This window comes from Pseudomonas sp. RGM 3321 (assembly GCF_022836805.1).
In the GTDB taxonomy this organism is placed as follows: domain Bacteria; phylum Pseudomonadota; class Gammaproteobacteria; order Pseudomonadales; family Pseudomonadaceae; genus Aquipseudomonas.
The window spans coordinates 77,602-97,292 of sequence record NZ_JALHBH010000096.1 but is presented as its reverse complement, the minus strand read 5'-3'; the positions used below and the strand labels follow the sequence as shown (position 1 = coordinate 97,292).

Here is a 19,691-nt window from a genome sequence, read left to right as displayed (position 1 = left end):
GAGCGCCTGCACTCGACGCTGCATTACGTAAGTCCGATGCAATACGAGCAGAACTGGCAAAGGCAACAACCCTAGATACTCGACCCCGACGCCGGGTTAAGGGATACGTTTCTCGGGGGCAAGGTCAAACACACTAGAGGATTACGGTGTATCCGTCATAAATCTAGGCGGGATCTACTTCAAGCATTTCATGCAGCTGTTCTGCGATGTGACCGATGAGAGTGCAGGGGAAAACGTGCCGGTACGCTGTGCGGGTTTGACAGACAAGGATCCACCCAAAACGATCAAGATTGATGTTGATGGTGGGAAGCAAATGGCAGTTGAGTACATGCCGAACGACGACGACTTGAGGGATGGTGAAAACCATGCTCTCGCCTACATCGCCAAAATTGGACAGTCTCAGTTCGGCCGCCTTTACGCAGGTAAGTACAAAACCTTCGAATACGATATCGCTATGGAGGGAGCGAACCTGCAAATGATGCTCTCTGTAGCAGCCGATCTTTGGCCTGCTCAGGATGGAACGGTAGCTCCCGAGCTGCGAGAAAAAGCGAAGCTAACTTTTGACGAAATGAAAAGTCCTGAGCGAGCAGGTCACGCGGCTGAGCTGCTATATCGCATCGATTCCACCAGTATTGGAAAAGGAATCTATGCGCAGGCTTTTGCCGAAGAGCTTGAGAAGCAGGAAGGCGTATTCGTCGTACCGGCCTACATTCGTGATGCCATTCTTTGGGCTTGCGAACTCGAGGAGCCCCCGCTCAATGATCAAGCTGACTGACGAGCAGAAGGCTTATATCGGCGCACCTATCGACCAGCATGTTTATCTCAACGCTTGCCCAGGCAGTGGCAAAACTGAGGTGGTCGCAGCCATGGTGGCCAAAATCGTTGAAGAGTGGACTAGCTTCCCTAGCGGGATAGCGGTTTTGACCTTCTCCAACAGCGCAACGGACGAGCTCAAAAACAGACTGGTTCGGTATCTAGGGGAGCCGCTGGGGTTTCCTCACCAGGTGTCGACCTTCGATAGCTTTGTCCACTCCCGAATGGTCGCAAACATCGCAAGCGAGGTTACTGAATTTCCAGGGAAGGAGGGGGACAGTCGTATAAGGATCTTGGAAAACAAGGCTGACATATTCCACACTCGCAATAGGATATGTGGCCGTTCGATCTCCGCCTGTAAGTACAACTACGACTTGGAAACCAAAGGGTTCGTGTTCTCTACAAGCGAGCGTACTAGAGATAAACAGCTCAATGACGCTCCAGTCAATGAGGTTGCACGGGAAGATCTGATCAACACAAAGAGGCGTTTCTGGGCAGCAGGTTTTGCAACATACAAAGATGTGGACATAATTGCCCTGACGGCGCTCAAGAAGCCCGCTCTCAAGAGCTATTTCCAGCGCGTTGCCAAGCGATTTCCACTGATCATTGTCGACGAGTGCCAGGACCTGTCAGCAGAGCAACTGGCGATAGTACGGAAGCTCCATGGCCTTGGCGTTAAATTCCATTTCATAGGCGATTTGAACCAATCGATCTACGGGTTCAGAAAATCGAATCCAGATAATGTGAAGGCGCTCCTTGCCGAGTTCGGTTTCGCAGAGCTCCCGCTCACAGCGAATTGGAGAAGCGGGCAATCCATCGTCGATCTCTGTAGTGATTTGCTGCGAATCAAGCGGATTTCTGGCAATCCCGAGATTGCTTCCGTTAAACCGCTTTTGCTGCAGTATGAGAAATGTCCTTCAGAGCTTATTCCGAAAATCATTGAGCTCACCAATGGTTATGAAGAGGTTGTCGTTGTCGCTCGTGGGCATAGCACATTGCAACGATTTCGCAGAGGCGACAGTTTCAAGGGCGTTGAAGTGTTGGCACTGGCATGTGTTGCTGCCAATAACGGGAGCAACAAGGAGTTGAATGTCGCGGTAGCACTATTCGCTGAATGGTTTGCAGATAGGCTCTCCTTGCAAGTAACACGATCAGGCCCCCACTGCCCGGTTGCAATCGAGTCCAAGCTCGCCTGGCGGAAATTTATTCACCACTGCTTGAAGCACTTGGTTGCTGCCGGCGCTGCAGATACGAATCTGACTTGGAAAGAGTGGGCTGCGGTAGCAAAAAAACCATGCGTAACTTGCCCGATCAGGCTTTCGTGTTGGATGAAATCAGTAGCGATCTTGAGCCGCTTAGGGATCTGATACTTCGATCACCCGCAAATCAGGGTGCCATCGCACTTTCCGTTCGCCTAGACCAAGTTGTTGCTCAACAACCTACCATGGGCGCATTGCGCTACGAGACCATCCATCAGGTCAAAGGCGAGACCCACGATGCAACAGTTGTAGTGTCATCGCTTCAAAAAGGCATTCACCTTTCCCATTGGAAGGAGTGGCTAGCCGACCCAGGATCTGAAGGCGCGAGGTTCGCTTACGTGGCGAGTTCACGTCCACGCTATATGCTTATCTGGGCAGTGAAGAGGCTGAAGGCCGATGAGAAAGAAACGCTTGCTGGGTTAGGATTTGAGCTAGCCTAAAAAGGTTATCGAAGAAGGCGCAATTAAAATTCTTTTGGGCTCTTATCGTGACTTTTGGCTCCGCGTGCCCTATGAGAAAGACGTCGTTTAACTGATTCAATGGGGTGTGTTCTTCAACAACGTGTTGATCTGATGGGCCCACCTTGTGACTTCGCGTCAACGCGTTGCCCTTATGGTTGGCCGACGATAGATTTCAGTTTTAACTACATTTTCCCAGCTTGAGGCCTAGCAGCAATCAGGCGATATGGGGTTCGAGTCTGCCCATGTACTCTGCCTCGATGGGAAGAACGGAGGCCCATGCTGGAGCGGGCAGAAAGTTGTGGCGATGTTGGCCCCCCGCCCCCCCCCCCCCCCGTTTTTTGTTCTTCACACTCTTTGGCGTTTCGACTACTCTCAGTGAGAGCAAACTGGCTCAGTAAGATGAAATTGTCTTAGTGAGCACAAGGCGTCACACTATGCATCAGCCCAACTTCAGCAGGGAAGCACAACGCTGAGGATGATAAATCGTATTGTATGAGTAATGAGCAAACAGAGGTGTGGAGTTGCGTAAGATTATAAATAGTTCTATAGGGACAGCCCTTCTTGTTGTGCTAGTTGCTTTAATAGTTATTTTTACGATTAGCTCGGCTTGGGAGTTTGTAAGTGCTACTGTTTTTCCAAATACTACTCTAGGTATCTATAATAGAGGGTTCTGGGAGAATGTGCTTGTTGAATTGCATGGAATGCTTATTGAGCTTGCTGTTGTTGGTGTGCTTTTGTTGTGGTTGGATGGACGGCGAGAGCATGCAAAATCTATATTGCAGAGTAAGGAGGAGCTTACTGATTACGCGGAACTTGATTTTCCGGAAGCTCATTTGAGAAAGATGGGTGCTCTAAAAAGATTAAGTGTCGCAAAAAATACAAATTTCACTGTAAGAGATTTGCATTTAGTAGGGCGCGAGTTGAAAAGCTTGAGGTTAAAAGGTTGTAGTGTGATTGGTATGAAATTAACTGGGGGGAAGATAACTTCAACTAGTTTTGAGGATGTTGATATGAGATCTTCAAATTTCGTTGATTGCACAATTAAAAATACAAATTTCATATCAGTAAAGATGTATAGGTGTAAATTCCAAGGTGCAAAGTTGACAGGTGTTAAGTTTGAGGATGTGGATATAAATAAGGCGGAGTTTATTAATTGTACGATGCCTAATACGGTTTTTAAAATGGTTAGCTTGGCGGGCGTGAGGTTTGATGGTTCGGACTTGGGGCGATGCAGTTTCTTGGGTGCGCGAGATATAGATGTGGCTCAATTGGCTAAAGCTAATAACTTAGATTATATATCGATTTCGAAAGAATTATTGGCGGCTTTAATAGTACTAAGACCAAATATTAAATTTCAACGGGATACTCGTCGGCCTTAAGGGAATTGAACCCTATCACTAGTAAACTAGCTGACCCGCATCTGGCCACGAGCGTTGACAATACACCAGCGCTGAGTTTTCGTCAAGCCTGTGGCGGCATACGTCCAGGCGTAATATTCGCAGGCAGATCACAAGGCTTGAACCATGGGGAGTGGGGGATAGCAAGAATTTTGATCGCTGAGGAAGAGCAACGTAGGCGAGCCTTATCTGGTCTCTCGCGGGCGTGACGCAAGCAGGCATGATGATCTGAGTCGGCTCAGCTGGTATGTCACGAGCTGACAAAATCACCAATGCGCTTCTAATTTACCAACTCATGACTTTTTATCCTTTGGTCCATCATCGGTGACAATTTTTCTATTTCTTGGCGATAATGCGCGTAGAAGTCCAAGCTGTAGTTTAATGACGGGTAGAGTTGCTAACATAAAGGGCGATTATATTTCCTATGTTTTAAGTCCGGGCCCTGTCGTTCTTGTAGAAATGATTTCTGCAGCGAAAGCCCCCTACTGTTTTGTCTTCCATAACGGGGTGATTCGTTTTTTATGATAAACTCTGAGCACTCAGGCTGTTGCTTGTGTAAATAAATTCTAGGCACTTTGCCTGTAAAAGTGGCTATTCTCCCATGGGAATGAAGTTCATCTTTAGCTTTTAAGTGGTTTTGGTTTCAAGGGGGCGACCGTGACAACGGGGTGGCAGCAAAAAAACACTATACCCCTCGAAGCTCACGGGCCCAATGAGACTAAAACGCCCGATAATATTGGGCTTGTGGCTGTAACCGCTGGGCTAAAATTACCCCCCTAGGTGCAGGTTCGAACCCCGCCTGGGACACCATACAAACAAGCATCACTGACTCTCCTCCGCCGCCGCATCCTTCCCAGCCCCCTCATTAATCAACACCATGCTCTGCGGTGCAGACAGCGCAACACCCAATTCCCTTAGACGCCCCAGAACCGTAAACAACAGATCACTACGCGCACCTCCCACCGAACGCGGGCTGTTCACATAGCCACTGGCGCTGATGATCAAACCGGTATTGGTCAGGTCTTTGAAGGTGACTGACGGTGCAGGCGCATCGAGTATGGCTTCATGCTCGGTGAAGGCCTGCAACAGCAGCTCGCGTATTTGCAGAACATCTGTTTCCAGGGGCAGGGTAAGCGTGATTCCGACCACCCCCAATGCATTGCCCATGGTGACGTTGCGCACGTTTTGCGTGATGAACTGCGAGTTCGGCACGATCACCGTCGAGCGGTCGCCCATCTGGATTTCGGTCGCGCGGACGTTGATCCGGCGAATATCGCCTTCGACCCCCGCCAGGCTTACCCAGTCGCCGACTTTGACCGGACGCTCGGTGAGCAGAATCAGGCCGGAGATAAAGTTCTGCACAATGGCTTGCAGGCCGAAACCTATCCCCACAGATAGCGCACTGACCACCCAGGTCAAGTTGGTCAGGCTGATCTTGAGCGTGGACATCACCACGGCCACCACCAGCACAAAGCCTATGTAGCCGATCAAGGTCACCAGCGAGGCCTGCATGCCCGCGTCCATGTTGGTCTCGGGCAGAAGGCGTTCTCCGAACCACTCCTTGAGTACACGCACGCCCAGCAGGCCGACAACCAGGCAAATCAGCGCCATCAGAATATCGCTGGGGACGATGTTCAGGTTGCCCAGGGATTTGGACGTGACGTCCATTTGAGTGAAACTTGCGAACAGGTCGCCCGGGCTGGAACCCGAAGGCAGGAAAGCCAGCAGCAATGCGGTAAGCAACAGCAGGGTACGGCCTATGCCTGCCAGTATAGTGCTTGCCTGGGCCTGATGACGGGCGGACAGGCCCAGTGCCGAACCCAACGCCATGCCGCCAGGTTGTTTGGGCGACAGAAGGGTCTCGCAGATGTCACCGAAGCAGGCGATCAGCAGATACGCTGTGGACGCTACCACGCTCACCCAAAGCAGTTTCACCGCCAGAAAGTAAGCCAGCGTCAGGTAGCCGCTGAGCAACGCCAGCAAACTCAGGCCGACCCATACCGCAACGATAAAGGGAAGCAGCCCGACGAAACCTGCTGGCCGCTCCAGCTCGAAGCGGCGGCGGGTACGACGGTAGCGCAACAGGGCGTAGAAGAACACCAGCGAAACCGCCAGTGCCGTCAGGCCATTGACCGCAACCGTCAGTGCCAGGCTGCTGGCAATCACACTGTTGATTCGTTCCTGCGTGCCGATGACCATGAGTGCCAGCGCCAAGGCTGGCGGGAAGCGGCCCAGTGCCGTGGCGATCTGGTCAGGGATTTGCGGCAGGCGCCACGAGGCGTGTGCCCGCATCAACAGCGCACGGCCCAGACCGACGATGAAGGCGCAGAAGGTAATCAGCGTCTGCACCTGATCGAGCAGATTGACCACGTCGTTGCTGAGCACCGCGTTGTGGACGATTCCCCAGCGCAGCAAGGATGTGGCAATGGTGATGGTAAGAATGGTCGACAGCCCGACCGCCAGGGCCAAGGCGCTGCGGCGCAGGCGGCCTTCGGGCAGCCAGCGAATCATCGCCCAGATCAGCAGGCGCTCCAGCAGGCGCCGGACAACCACCCAGATGAACAACGCGCCCAGCACCACGCTGATGAATTGCACACGGTTGTCCGGTGCCATCGCGTTGTTGAGTACCTGGCGCACGTCCACCAGAAGCCTGTTCAGGCGTCCCAGGTCGTCATCGGTCGGGCGAATCAGCGTGGACCAGAATGCCGAACTGAGCGGGCTAGCGGTGCGCGTGCTGATCTGTGAATCGAAGAGGCTGCGGCGCAGGTTGAATATCTGCGTAGCCAGATCCCGGGCTGACTGGCTTAGCTCATTGGTCTGCCGTTCATCATTGACCAGCGCGTTTTTCTGCGCGGTCAATGTCTTGCGCTGACTGGTCAGGCTTGGCGCTTCGTCCGGTTGCACCGGCCCGAGAATGTTGAGCTGATCATTCAGGTGTTCGATGTCGACAGCCTGCTGAGCAACCAGATTGTCGGCTTGTTTCTGGACCTGCAAAGCGGCCTGCCGCAGGCTTGAAAGCAGGTCATCGTTGGCGCTGCCCGTCACTTTCTGACGGATCTGATCGAGCTGTTGGTTCAGATCATCCAGGCTCGGGGCTTCCACGGCAGGTGCTGCGCTGCTGGCACTATCGGCTTGGGGGGCGGGGGCATTCTGGGCCAGGGCCGGCAAGGTCACGCACAGCAAAAGCAAGGCGAGCAACCCGGTACGAAAACGGTTCAGCGAAGCGTGCTGCATTCTTTTTCCTTCTTTCTCTGCGCGATGCGGCCTGGCGAGGCCTGTGGTTCGAGTCTGGGTCTTGTGTTTGAGCGGCATGCACTGGCCGCCCGAGATCAGCGGACAGAATATCAAGGTGCTCACGTTCGAGCGCTGTCAATGCTGGCCAAACCCATGCCTGAGGGCTGCATTTTCAGCACAATCCTGTCCGGTTGCTAGGCTTGCTGATCAGCCGAGCTAAATATTGCCTACCTAACAAATGTTAGGTAGGCGTTGACTCGGTGCAAAAGTACCGCTACGGTATGGCTACCTAACGATAGTTAGGTAGGTTTTTTACCCTACCTCACAGGCCCGACCATGACCTCCAAATTGCGACTTTTCACCTCTCCTTCGGCATTTCCGAATCCTCAACGCCTGCGTTTGTTCATCCACGAAAAAGGCATTGCCGATCAGTTCGAAGAAACCATTTATGACATGACGCCGGGTGGAGAGCAGCGTGGCTGGCGTCACCTGAACATGAACCCGTGGGGTGAAACACCGACTCTGGAACTGGCAGACGGCAGCTTCATTTCCGAGACGGCCGCTATCGCGCGTTACCTGGATCAGTCTTATCCGGGCCGCAAGATCATGGGCGAGGGCGCCCTGGAGCAGGGCCTCGATAACATGTGGGATAACCGCATCTGGGTGCATATCCTCTATCGGATCGTTACGGCCTTTCACGTGCTGCACACCGGCCTCGGCTTCAAGCTTGAACTGACCAAGAACGAAGCATGGGGCGAGCACTGCCGCAAAGAGGCGCTGAGCCATGCGGCATTGGTCAATCGTCATCTGTCCGATGGCCGCGAGTGGCTGCTGGGCGGCGATGCGCCAACGTTCGCGGATATCACGCTTGCAACCGCCATTGCCTTCTCCAAGTTCCCGGTCAACGCCACGCCACTGGATGAGCGTTTCGAGTTCCTGGATCTGTACTGGCAGCGCTGGCAGAAGCGTCCGGCTTTCCAGGCCGCTTATGCTGATCGCAGCAGTGGAATTCCTGAGCTGGACTCGCCGGCCGAATGATTGAGCGGTTGTACGCGCACCTTATCGCCGGGAACGTCAAGCAGGATGTTCCCGGCGATAGCCGTTGCAGCTTGGGAGAAACCGACGATGGCCCTTCAGCAGCGGATGACCGCTGCCATGCCCACACCGTCTTTCTACCTAACAAAAGGCAGGTTTTTGAATTAGCATGTGTCGGTTTCCAGAAACGCGTCCGAAGTACAAGGCACTACGATGACCATCAACGCCCGTGAGGCGATCCTGCTTGCTGCGAGAAACATTGCCCAGTCGCAGGGCTACAACGGCCTGAACTTTCGCGATCTGGCCGCCCAGGTCGGAATCAAGCCGGCCAGTATTTACTACCACTTCCCCAGCAAGGCTGATCTGGGTGTCGCGGTTGCCAGGCGATACTGGCAGGACGGTGCCGCTGCACTCGAGACGATCTCCGCAGAAACCCCCGATCCCGCCGAAGCGTTACAGCGTTTCCCGGAAATTTTCCGGCGTTCGCTGGAGGTTGAAAACCGCCTTTGCCTGGGCACTTTCGTCGGCGCTGAAACCGACAATCTGCCGCCGGAGATGACTGAGGAAATGCAGCTATTTGCCCAGGTCAACATTGCTTGGCTGAGCAAGCTTCTGGTGGCTGTGAAGGTTTGCGCGCCCTCGGACAGCGAGGTGCGGGCGCAGGCCATTTTTTCCGCTGTGGTGGGCGCTCAACTGGTTGCCAGAAGCAGGTCGGACATTTCCCTTTTTGACACGTTGATCGACACCTATCGTGCCTGCGGACCATTGCCGAGCCAAGTCAGTATGGAAAGGCGCTGATACGTCCAGACCATGGCATCTATACCGGCAAGCGAAACTGCTTGCGCAAGCTCTTATCGAACGCCCCGGCAGGTGCGAAGCGCCGTAGCAGGCTGATTTGTCGGGCGGTCTTGCCGGCGGCGTATCGATGCCGGGGACGAACATCGCTCGCCGCTTTCAGCACCACCGCTGCCACAACCTCGGGCAAGTCGGCTGTCGGCATGACATCGGCGAGCAGTGCACGGACACCGGCTCGCGCCTGATCGTACGCCTGCAACTGCGAGTCCGGCTCGATGCCATTTTGATCGAAGACGGTGCGTACGTAGGCCGGCTCAATGACCGAGACCCGGACGTTGAAGACACGAATTTCATGATCGAGCGATTCCGAATAGCCTTCCAGAGCATGTTTGACCGCCGAATAATGCGCCGAGTAGGGCGCCGGTATCAGCCCCAGAACCGAGCCGATATTGATAATGCGCCCCTGACCTCGTTGGCGCATCGACGGCAATACCGCGTTGGTCATGCGCATGACGCCAAACAGATTGACGTCGAACAGTGCCTGCACTTGCGGGATCGAGAACTCCTCGGCGCCGCCCAGCATACCGATGCCGGCATTATTGACCAGCAGGTCGATACGCCCGGTTTGCGCGAGGACAGCGGTAACGAGCGCGCGGACAGAATCGTCAGCCGTGACATCGCAGGTCAGCATGGAGACCTGTGCATCACTGTCACCGATTTTGCGGCTCGTGCCAAACACGGTATACCCGGCGCGCGCCAGCGCCTCGGCGGTGGCGCGACCGATGCCCGATGATGCACCCGTGACGATGGCGGTTCTTTTGGAAGAGGTGTTCATTCGATACTCCAATACTCGACAGGCGCGTGCCTGAGGGGTGGCTGGGCGGGGCTTTAATAAGCGCTTACTTGATCTTCACGACGACCTTGCCTTTGGCGCGGCCCTGACCCAGGTATTCAAGCCCTTCGCGGGCCTGTTCAAACGCAAAGACCCTGTCAATCACCGGTGTTATCTGGCCACGTTCAAGCAACCTGGCAATGTCGCCAAGTTGAGCGCCATCCGCGCGAACAAACAGAAACGAGTACGACACATTCTTCTTTCTGGCCAGACGCGTGATCCTGCGGCTCATCAACCCGAATAGGAAGGTGAAGAACGCATTCATCCGCCGAGCCTTGGCGAATGACGCATCCAGCGGACCGACCAGTGATACGATCCTGCCGCCGGGCTTGAGGATGCCGACAGCTCTTGCAAGGTCGTCTCCCCGGGTGGTGCCGAGCACCAGGTCAACGTCGTGCAGCACCTGTTCGAATGCCTGCTCTTGGTAATTCACGACTTCATCTGCGCCCAGGCTGCGAACCAGCGCCATATTTCCTGTGCTGGTGGTCGTGGCCACTCTGGCGCCCAGGTGTTTGGCCAGCTGGATGGCGAAGGTGCCGATACCTCCAGCCCCGGCCGGTATAAACACTTTCTGGCCCGATTGAAGAGAGGCGCGCTCCTTGAATGCCTGCCACGACGTAAGCCCGACCATCGGAATGGAGGCTGCCTGAACAAAGTCCAGATTGGCGGGCTTCCGGGCGGCAGCGTGTTCCGGTACGGAGGCGAACTCGGCTATTGCGCCCCCACCCAGCTCGAACAGGCTCGCGAATACCGCGTCGCCTGCCTTGAATCGAGTGACTGCGCTGCCCACCTGAATGACCACGCCCGCCAGATCGCTGCCCATGATGGCCGGTAGTTGCAGCTTCACCACAGTCTTGAAAGCACCCGTAGTGATCATGTTGTCGATCGGGTTCAACCCGGCCGCGTGAACTTCCACCAACAGTTCATCAGGTTTGATGGCCGGTATGGGAACGTGGGTAATCGCAATCTCCGGCGATTTGCCGTAGTTCTCGAATGTCAGTGCTTTCATGACGCTCTGATTCCAGTGTCGTCGAACAAGGATGGACGCCTGCCACGGCTTGATCCGCTTCAGGCTTGCGGGCGATAGCGCTCGGCCGCCCGGGCCTGTCGAATGTCCGACAACAGCCCTTGTCGCGCCTCATCCAGCGAGTCCCAACGACCCGCCACATGCAGCGGCGGAATGGTCACCTGTTCGCGGCGGTCGTAGCCCACCAGTGCCGCATCAACCAGTTCGTCGACGTCCATCACCTCTGCAATAGTGTTCAGATCGATCCCCGCGCGCTCCCAGATTTCGGTACGGGTGGCCGCCGGAAGCACCGCCTGGACGTATACGCCCTTGGGCGCCAGTTCCACGTTCATTCCCTGGGAAAGGAACAGCACGTAGGCCTTGGTCGCACCGTAGACCGACATGCCGAACTCTGGCGCAAGGCCCACCACCGATCCGAGGTTGACGATCGAGCCTGAGCCGGACTGCGCGAAACGCGGGGCCACGGCGGCCGCAAGGCGTGTCAGGGCGACGATATTGAGTGCGACAAGCTTGTCGATGGACTCGGCGTTCTGTTGAACGAACCCTCCGGATTGAGCAATGCCAGCGTTGTTGATCAGCACATCGATGCTGGTGTCCTCACGCAGACGGGTTTCCAGAGCCGTGAGGTCCGCAGATCGAGTCAAATCAGCCTGAATGACTTCAACGGCAACGCCGTTTTCTTCACGAAGGCGCGCTGCCAGGGCATCAAGACGTGCCTTGTCACGAGCGACTGTCACGAGATTGTGACCGCGACGGGCAAATCGTTCGGCATATACCGCGCCGATGCCGCTGGAGGCACCGGTAATGAGAACAGTGGATGGCGTTGTCATGGAGGATGTACTCGTAAAGTGCGTTGAGGAGGGCGCACTTATGATTACGATCGAAATCTAAAATGTCAACGCATTGATGTTGATCGACATCAAAAACGCTCGATGCCGATCGAGCTCAGTTTTCGGAAGGGGACGTGGAGAGCATCATCGGAAGACGTTCTGGCAAATTGCATGCACACCGTCGAAACCGCTTCTGCGCAAGCGTAGTCACGACGGCGGTTGTGTGTCGATCAGGTGGAGTCAGTACGCCTGTTTTCAGTCTGACGGCGTAAGCACGGAGCGTTTCACCAACTGGAATATCGACTCGGCAGAGGGAATAGGGAATTGATCCGCCTTTCTGTCGATTATCAGGGACGCGTAACCATGTGCGGTGCTCCAGGCGAGGAAGGTGCGCTGTTCAAGCAGTTCCGGCTCGGGCTCGCTACCGTATTTCGCTACCCAGGCGTTGTGTATCGACTGGCGGAGCACTTGCAGCGTACGTTCACCCGATTTAAGCAGCCTGGGTAACGTGCGGTTTACACCCGCGCCAAACATCAATCGGAAGTGCTCCGGGTAACTTTTGGCGAAACTTACATAACCAATGCCGCAACCCAGGAGGGTGTCGTCAAGTTCCTGTTGGACGGCAATGATGACGTCGGCCATGCGCTCATATCCATCGGCCACCACCTCTGCCAGCAGATTTTCCAGAGAGCCGAAATGGTGAGCGGGAGCGGCGTGAGAGACATTCGCCCGTCTGGCGCACTCGCGCAGTGACATCCCGCGCACTCCCGATTCACCCACGATATCCCAGGCGGCCTGACGCAGAACGGCAGGCAGATTGCCGTGGTGGTAGGTCCGCGGGGTGTCTGAAGTCGACATGTAAGGCTCCCTATCATGAAACAAAAGTTATATTCCCGTCGGCTCAGCCTATCTTGTCAGTGACAAGATAGGCTGTTCTAATGGTGCCAGATCATCTGACGGGGGTGGGGAATACCGATGAGCGACATCATCAAGAGGCTTCGACTATTGACGCTGCGCGGCACGTTCACGCTGATCAGCCGTATTCTACCGGGCATCACTGGAAGATATCTCGCTCGACGTTTTGTGACTCCGCAGGCGTCCGGACGTGCCAAGGCTGCTGAAATTCTGAGTACAGCGACGGATGTGCAAACCGGTAGCCTTGAGCTGGACGGCATCAGAATTGCCACCTATGTCTGGGGCGATCCCTCCAGCCAGCCGTATGTGCTGCTGGCCCACGGCTGGTCAAGTTACGCGATGCGGTTTATCGGATGGGTGCCGTTACTGCGCTCCATGGGCTACGCCGTGGTGGGGTTCGATCAGCCCGCGCACGGGTTGAGCGCGGGCAGCACCAGTCATATGACCCAGTTCGTGGCTGTGCAGCAGCACGTGGGACGCCATTTCGGAAAGCCTTCGGCGGTGATAGCGCATTCACTCGGCGCTTCATCGATTGTTTTCGCTCAGGAACAGTCGTGGCGCCCCGAGCGTTTTATCCTGATTGCGCCGCTCCTGGTACCTACGGACAGCGTATTTCAACAGTTCGATTCAGTCGGTGTTGCCCACAAAGTATTCAAACCTTTCGAGGCCGTCCTGCATTCGCTGACCGGTCGCCGCTTTGCAGACTACGACGCCAGTTCGCGACTGCCGCTGCTTGATCGTCCCGCCCTGATCATTCATGACCGCCGTGACCGCGAAACACCGTGGGAAAAGGGCGCTCGTTTTGCAGAACTATGGCCGGGGGCGCGTCTGTTTACCACTGAAGGGCTTGGCCACAATCGGTTGATTGATCATCCATCGGTGATAGACGAAGTGATGAAGTTTCTGAAACCGGATCATCGTTAACGGCATCCGCAACGGATGGCCTTTCCAACGATTCCACTCTAAAGCGTCTACACGCAGCTTCATGAAATCCGTATGTGCCAGTTGGACCTGGCTCGTTTAATTGCAAGATGAATAACGGAAGCCAGATGCGTTTCCGCTCATCACGAGCTGAGCTTCTTTTAAAAGTCCTGACGTAGCCGGACAGGCGGGTCAGCGTCTTCAGAAGCTGGAGGCCGCTATGGGTTTTAATAATTTTTCCGATGAATTGGCGGTGCTTGAAATCGTCCGCAGCGCCAACTTCGTTCGCCCTGGAAAGTTGACGTCTGGGCAAATTTATCTCGCGCTGATACGTCTTCAATCAGACGTTCCGGCGGCCGGGGATCTTATGGCCATGATTGATGAGCTGGTCAAAGAGGGTCTGCTGGTTTCAGCTGCTGTGCTGGAGCACGACATCTCGTTTCCCTATGTCCAGCACATTGTTCTTGGTGTTACCGAAACAGGTGCGGCCGTACTGGAAGACCTGCGTTTTCAGGCTGACCTTTTTTACATGTGTTCGACGGTGCCGTCCCAGCTACAGCGTCAGGAAAGAACTGACAGTCGCAACTGTCAGCCCAGGACTGACAAACCTCACTTGCCCTGCAGCTTATGCCGCGCATAAAGCACTGCTGTTCCGCCAGAGGCCGCACGGGCCTGTAGCTCGAACGTTTGTGGATAGCCTTTGATCAAATCGCTCAGTTTCTTGTAGCCATGGGTACGAGGATCGAACTCCGGCCGCAGTTTGGTGATGTTCGTGCCAATGGCGCCCAAGGGTGCCCAGCCGTCTTCATCAGCAATATCGTCCATTATCTTTGCAATGAAGCCCACAGGGGCTTTGGGTTTCTTGCTCGGCTCGGTTGCCACCGATTTCACGTTGCTCGGTGTTGCAGCTGCATCCGGCGTAGAGTCTCCGGTGGCCGGTACGGCGATCTCTTCACGAAGCAATTCGATGTAAATGAACTTGTCGCAGGCCGCCACGAAGGGTTTGGGGGTCTTTTCTTCGCCAAAGCCATAGACGGTCAGACCTTCCTCACGCAGGCGCGAGGCCAGGCGTGTGAAGTCACTGTCGCTGGACACCAGGCAGAACCCGTCGAAACGACGCGTGTAGAGCAAGTCCATCGCGTCGATGATCAATGAGCTGTCAGTCGCATTCTTGCCTTTGGTGTAGGCGAATTGCTGGATGGGCTGGATGGAGTAGTCGAGCAGAACTTTCTTCCAGCCGCCGAGCTGCGGGCCGGTCCAGTCACCATAGATGCGCTTGACGCTGGCCACGCCATATTTGGCGATCTCTTCGAAAAGACCTTCTACGATAGCTGCTGGCGCATTGTCGGCATCGATCAGCACCGCCAGGTGCTTTTGAGAACTGTTGGGGTTTTGGACGGCCATGGATCACCCTCGTACGAAAGCGTAACCATACCGCCAAAACGAGAGATTGGCGCTATTCCCCGATATTTATGCAAGGCAGGCCGCTGCCGAACGCTTCCCGGCAGCGGCCTTGGCACATCAGATCCTGAAACTGCCCACCAACTGCGTCAGTCGGGTGGACTGCTGTTCAAGGTCAGTGCACGCGCGCAGGGTCGCGTTCAGGTTCTCTACGCCTTGCTGGTTCAGCGTATTGATCTCGGTGATGTCCACGTTGATCGCTTCCACGACGGCGGTCTGCTCTTCGGTGGCGGCAGCGACCGACTGGTTCATGCCATCGATTTCGCCAATGCGTTCGGTCACGTGCTCAAGGCTTGCAACGGCCTTGTTGGCAATGCCGACCGTTTCAACGCTCTCGCGCTGGCTGTCGTTCATGATCGACACGGCTTCACGGGCACCGGATTGCAGTTGCTCGATCATCTCCTGCACCTGACTCGCCGATTCCTGCGTTCGGTGCGCCAGGCTGCGGACTTCGTCGGCAACCACGGCAAACCCTCTGCCGGCTTCACCCGCACGCGCGGCCTCGATGGCCGCATTGAGGGCCAGTAGATTGGTCTGCTGCGAGATGCCGGTAATCACGTCGAGGATCTGGCCGATGTTGGCTGTCTTGGTGTTCAGCGTTTCGATCTGCCCGCTTGCGCTGCTGATGCGCTTGGAAAGACGGTTCATGGCCTCGATGTTCTGCCCGACCACGTCCTGCCCGTCCGACGCCAGCGTTCGTGCATCGCTGGAGTGACCCGAGGCGCGCGCGGCATTCTGGGCGATCTCCTGCGTTGCGGCGCCCAGCTCATTGATGGCTGCGGCGACGCTGTTGGTGCGGTGGGACTGTTGATCGGAGTTGAGCATCGACGAGTTGGATGCATTGAGTACCCGCTGGGCAACTTCATTGAGCTGCACGGTGGAGGAGGCGACTTCACGCATCGAGTCATGGATTCGCTCTACAAAGAGGTTGAAACCATTGCCCAGATGCCCGAACTCGTCCTGGCTCTCGATGACCAGGCGCTTGGTCAGGTCACCTTCGCCGGCAGCGATATCGTGCATGGCGCGGCCCATCAGGTTCAGTGGGCGCAGCAGGACGCTCAGGAGCATGCCCAGCAGCAGGATGATCAGCACCACAGCAATCACAGTGGCCACGATGGCTGAGTTTCTGAACTCGCCCAGTGCCGCGTAGGCGATGTCTTTATCCATCGCTACGCCGACGAACCAGTTGACCGAGGGCAGGCCGTCCACGTGAGCGAAGGTCAGGATCTGGGTCTTGCCGGCATACTCGCTTTCACTGAGGTCTTGCGACAGCCTGGGCGTGTTCGCCGGGTAGACTTCGGCCAACGTCTTCATCACCATTGAGGTATCCGGATGGACCAGGATGCGGCCATTCGCATCGACCAGAAACGCGTATCCGTCGCCGTGCAGCCGCAGCGAACTGATCATCTTCACCAGGATTTCCAGGCTCAGGTCGCCGCCAATTACACCGGACACGCCAGACTCACCCTTGATCGGTGTGGCAAGGGTCACGACCAGGCCCTTGGTCACGGCGTCCAGATACGGCTCGGTCAGGATGGTTTTGCCGGCGCGAAGGGCATCGACATACCACGGTCGGGTTCTTGGATCGTAGTCGGCCGACATGTCATCAGGCGGCTGGGTGACGAAGGAGCCATCGCTTCTGCCCTGGTAAATGCTCATGAAGGTGGCGATCAGCGTGGGTTGCCCGAGTACCCGATTCTGCTCTTGCGGGGACTGAGGCGAAGACGCGTTTTCCGCCAGGTTCTCTACCAGGAGAATTCGCCCTGAAAGCCAGTTACGGATATTGCCGGCGGTACTTTCGCTCGTCTGGTTAAGGTTCTCCTTGAGCTGCGCGTGCAACGCATTGCGCTGCAGATAGTCGTTATAGAAGGTGAATAGCGTGAATGCGGCGATCACCACAAGGGACGCCGCCAAGAGAATTTTATGGCTGAATTTTAAAGATTTTCTCATGCCGATATGAGCCTTTAGAGGGGTATTGCGCAAGGGGTCATAGGTAGTGGGTGGAGCAAGGGTGGTTATCGGCGGGAATCGGTGTTTATGAATTTCATGTGTCATATAAATGACAAAAGGCCTGTTTTTTTCATCTTTAAGCCCCCCAATCAGGCTGGCAGCTTCAGATGGCAGGGTGATTCAGGTCGAGGTACCACTGGGCATAGGGCGTGTTTTTCACCTTGCGCCGATTGAAATCCTCGGTGCCATCGGTCCACCAGACTTCACCGCGCTCGCCCAGTGCAACTTTGGCCTTGTCGACACTGGCCCGAGCCGCCTTCAGGGCTGCGGGGTCTTCGGATGCCTTGGCGGCCTTGACTGCACGACGTGCAGCCATCAGCTCATCCACAAGGTGCTGGCGGACGTCGTCGCTCAAGGAGGGATTGGAGCACCGCCAGAGTTGCTCCTTGACCACAAAATACCGACCATCAGGCGTGGTCGGGTTCACCCTACGAATACCCGCGGGCGACCGCGTCAGCGCCGATCAGGCCTGTCACCCGCCCGGCCAGCGCGTCCAGCCCGAACGGCTTGGTCAGCACTTGCGTGCAAGGCCGCAGGTGGCAATCGTCCAGCACGGATGTCTTGGCGTAACCGGTGATGAACAGGGTCGGCAGGCCTGGTCGACAGTCACCGGCCGCATCGGCCATTTCCCGGCCATTCATGCCGCCTGGCAAGCCTATGTCACTGATCAGCAGGTCGATGCGTGCGTCCGACTGCAGGATCTGCAAGCCTGATTGTGCGTCTGCCGCCTCCAGGCAGTTGTAGCCCAGACCGCTGATGACTTCGGCGACGAGCATCCTCACCGAGGGTTCGTCGTCTACGACCAGAACGGTTTCGCCGGTGTGATGCGGCGGCTCTTCGATGACTTCCGGCTCAACGGCGCGGGGAGCGTTTTCAGGGGTGTGGCGTGGTAGGTGCATGACCACGCTGGTGCCCTGGCCTTCAACCGACTCGACGCGAATCTGCCCGCCGGATTGGCGCACAAAGCCATACACCATCGACAGCCCGAGACCGGTGCCGGCACCGATGGCCTTGGTGGTGAAGAACGGTTCAAAGGCTTTGGCGGCGATGTCCGGACTCATGCCGATGCCCGTGTCGGTCACGCGGATGCTCAGGTGCTCGCCGGCAGGAATGCCGTGATCCGGGTCGGTGCACTCTTCGAGGGATGCATTGGCGGTCTCGATGATAATGCGCCCGCCGTTGGGCATTGCGTCACGGGCGTTCAGGCACAGGTTAAGCAGCGAGCTTTCCAGTTGGGCATGATCGATCAGCGCGGGCCACAGGTCATTATGGGCGACGACCTTTATGTCTATCTCCGGGCCGACGGTGCGCGCGATCAACTCTTCCATGTCATGAATCAACCCGTTCACATCGGTGACTCTTGGCGACAGTGTCTGGCGTCTTGAGAACGCCAGCAGGCGGTGGGTCAGCGATGCGGCGCGGCGTACTGCGCCCTGGGCGACTGACACGTAACGGTCGACGTCACCGACGCGGCCCTGGGCCAGGCGTTTGGTGATCAGTTCCAGGCTACCGGAAATGCCGGCCAGCAAGTTGTTGAAATCATGGGCGATGCCCCCCGTCAGTTGTCCGACGGCATCCATCTTCTGCGAGTGACGCAGGGCGTCTTCGATCTGCTCGCGTTCGAAAACCGCTTGTTCGATGCGCTGTTCGAGTGTCTGGTTGAGTTCTCTGACCGCTTCTTCGGCTTTTTTTCTGGCGGTTACATCGATAGAGGAGCCGATCAGACCGATCACTTCACCGCTGGCATCGAGCAGCGGCGCTTTGGTCGAGAGCCATATCGCTGCAGAGCCGTCAGCCAGGTTTACCTGTTCTTCGATCTGTTCGCTGACATTGCTCTGCATGATCCGGCGGTCGGTTTCCATGAGCGTCCGCGCCTGTTCCTGATCATCCAGAAATTCCAGGTCCGTCTTGCCAATGAAAAACTCGGGCGGCTTGCCGATCAGGTCAGCGGTGCCACGATTGGCGACCAGCATTCGACCTTCGAGATCCTTGGCGTAGACAACGCCGGGAACGGCAGCCGTGAATATTCTCAGCAACTCGTTGAGGCGGTCGCGCTCGTATTCGGCAGTGCGACGGCCGTCTATATCAAGCAATACACCTGGACTGCGAATGGGTTTGCCACGACTGTCGCGTTCGATTCTTCCGCTGGCTTCGATCCAGCGATAAATACCGTCTTCATGGAGAACCCGGTATTCGCATCGATAGGTTTCGCTACTCTGCAGCGCTTCCTCGATTGACTTGTCGACTCTGGCCGAATCGTCAGGATGAATGGAGGCAATCACCAGTTCCAGTGGCAAACCTTTGGCGCACAGCTTCGGGCACAAGCCGAAGGTCCGGGCAAAACGCTCATCGCCGGTCAACTGATCGGCAATGATGTCCCACACCCAGGTACCGACAACCGCCCCTGACTCCAGGGCAAGTTGCAGCCGCTCGGCTGCTTCCTGCGCCGAGGGAACGGGTGGCTGGGGGGCGAATGGCCTGCCGCCAAAAACATCATTGCTCATCACTATCGACCCACTTGAACGCCTGGTTCACAAAGACTCAGTCATAGGGCAGCGCAGCGGCCTGAAAGTTGTACAAAATTTATTCTATTTTGTGCTTCAGGCCTCACAAAACGATGAGTGACACTCGATAATTCAAT

16 protein-coding genes are annotated in these 19,691 nt (G+C 56.1%); 7 read left to right on the top strand and 9 right to left on the bottom strand.

The window, feature by feature from the left end; all coding sequences use genetic code 11:
• The first annotated feature begins 190 nt into the window (after positions 1 to 190).
• The 3 genes from RGM3321_RS06540 to RGM3321_RS06530 all read left to right on the top strand — a co-directional run bounded on the left by RGM3321_RS06540 (position 191) and on the right by RGM3321_RS06530 (position 3,912).
• Positions 191 to 775: a hypothetical protein gene (locus RGM3321_RS06540; protein ID WP_244392142.1), complete on the top strand. Its 585-nt coding sequence runs from the start codon at positions 191 to 193 to the stop codon at positions 773 to 775.
• Entirely contained in the window at positions 759 to 2,180 is a 1,422-nt protein-coding gene (locus tag RGM3321_RS06535) for an ATP-dependent helicase (protein WP_347880966.1), read from the top strand. Before RGM3321_RS06540 ends, RGM3321_RS06535 begins: the two co-directional genes overlap by 17 nt.
• Positions 2,181 to 3,054: 874 nt before the next feature.
• Complete coding sequence (locus tag RGM3321_RS06530) at positions 3,055 to 3,912, top strand: pentapeptide repeat-containing protein (protein ID WP_244392139.1); 858 nt, start codon at positions 3,055 to 3,057, stop codon at positions 3,910 to 3,912.
• Positions 3,913 to 4,752: 840 nt separating this feature from the next.
• Here the strand turns inward: RGM3321_RS06530 and RGM3321_RS06525 are convergent.
• Positions 4,753 to 7,164, bottom strand: a complete 2,412-nt coding sequence (locus RGM3321_RS06525) for a DUF3772 domain-containing protein (protein ID WP_244392136.1) — start codon at positions 7,162 to 7,164, stop codon at positions 4,753 to 4,755.
• Positions 7,165 to 7,500: 336 nt separating this feature from the next.
• Between RGM3321_RS06525 and RGM3321_RS06520 the strand changes: the two genes are divergently transcribed.
• Together RGM3321_RS06520 and RGM3321_RS06515 are read left to right on the top strand one after the other, a co-directional pair.
• Entirely contained in the window at positions 7,501 to 8,202 is a 702-nt protein-coding gene (locus tag RGM3321_RS06520) for a glutathione S-transferase C-terminal domain-containing protein (protein ID WP_032609671.1), read from the top strand.
• A 210-nt stretch (positions 8,203 to 8,412) separates the two neighbouring features.
• Positions 8,413 to 8,997, top strand: a complete 585-nt coding sequence (locus tag RGM3321_RS06515) for a TetR/AcrR family transcriptional regulator (protein WP_244392133.1) — start codon at positions 8,413 to 8,415, stop codon at positions 8,995 to 8,997.
• A 19-nt stretch (positions 8,998 to 9,016) separates the two neighbouring features.
• On the opposite strand, the gene RGM3321_RS06510 is transcribed toward RGM3321_RS06515, so the two are convergent.
• The 4 genes from RGM3321_RS06510 to RGM3321_RS06495 all read right to left on the bottom strand — a co-directional run bounded on the left by RGM3321_RS06510 (position 9,017) and on the right by RGM3321_RS06495 (position 12,601).
• Positions 9,017 to 9,829: an oxidoreductase gene (locus RGM3321_RS06510; protein ID WP_244392130.1), complete on the bottom strand. Its 813-nt coding sequence runs from the start codon at positions 9,827 to 9,829 to the stop codon at positions 9,017 to 9,019.
• Positions 9,830 to 9,893: 64 nt separating this feature from the next.
• Entirely contained in the window at positions 9,894 to 10,895 is a 1,002-nt protein-coding gene (locus tag RGM3321_RS06505) for an NADP-dependent oxidoreductase (RefSeq protein WP_244392127.1), read from the bottom strand.
• A gap of 59 nt (positions 10,896 to 10,954) precedes the next feature.
• On the bottom strand, positions 10,955 to 11,743 hold the full coding sequence (locus RGM3321_RS06500; RefSeq protein ID WP_024642778.1) for an SDR family oxidoreductase: 789 nt from the start codon (positions 11,741 to 11,743) through the stop codon (positions 10,955 to 10,957).
• Positions 11,744 to 11,998: 255 nt separating this feature from the next.
• Positions 11,999 to 12,601 (bottom strand): WHG domain-containing protein, encoded by a 603-nt coding sequence (locus RGM3321_RS06495; RefSeq protein ID WP_244392124.1) that lies wholly within the window; start codon positions 12,599 to 12,601, stop codon positions 11,999 to 12,001.
• A gap of 117 nt (positions 12,602 to 12,718) precedes the next feature.
• Here RGM3321_RS06495 and RGM3321_RS06490 point away from each other — a divergent pair, with 117 nt between their 5' ends.
• Both RGM3321_RS06490 and RGM3321_RS06485 read left to right on the top strand, forming a co-directional pair.
• A complete protein-coding gene (locus tag RGM3321_RS06490; protein ID WP_244392121.1) occupies positions 12,719 to 13,582 on the top strand; it encodes an alpha/beta hydrolase in 864 nt (287 codons plus the stop codon).
• A 217-nt stretch (positions 13,583 to 13,799) separates the two neighbouring features.
• Positions 13,800 to 14,219: a hypothetical protein gene (locus RGM3321_RS06485; RefSeq protein ID WP_244392118.1), complete on the top strand. Its 420-nt coding sequence runs from the start codon at positions 13,800 to 13,802 to the stop codon at positions 14,217 to 14,219.
• Here RGM3321_RS06485 and RGM3321_RS06480 read toward each other — a convergent pair.
• From RGM3321_RS06480 to RGM3321_RS06465, 4 genes are all read right to left on the bottom strand, one after another.
• Entirely contained in the window at positions 14,189 to 14,983 is a 795-nt protein-coding gene (locus RGM3321_RS06480) for an NYN domain-containing protein (protein ID WP_244392115.1), read from the bottom strand. The two genes, RGM3321_RS06485 and RGM3321_RS06480, sit on opposite strands and share 31 nt — an antisense overlap.
• 117 nt (positions 14,984 to 15,100) lie before the next feature.
• A complete protein-coding gene (locus tag RGM3321_RS06475; protein ID WP_244392112.1) occupies positions 15,101 to 16,990 on the bottom strand; it encodes a methyl-accepting chemotaxis protein in 1,890 nt (629 codons plus the stop codon).
• Positions 16,991 to 17,153: 163 nt separating this feature from the next.
• Positions 17,154 to 17,477 carry a hypothetical protein gene (locus RGM3321_RS06470; RefSeq protein WP_244392108.1) on the bottom strand — a complete coding sequence of 108 codons (324 nt, stop codon included), beginning with the start codon at positions 17,475 to 17,477 and terminating at the stop codon, positions 17,154 to 17,156.
• Position 17,478: 1 nt separating this feature from the next.
• Positions 17,479 to 19,554, bottom strand: a complete 2,076-nt coding sequence (locus RGM3321_RS06465; protein WP_244392106.1) for a PAS domain-containing sensor histidine kinase — start codon at positions 19,552 to 19,554, stop codon at positions 17,479 to 17,481.
• Positions 19,555 to 19,691 lie beyond the last annotated feature (137 nt).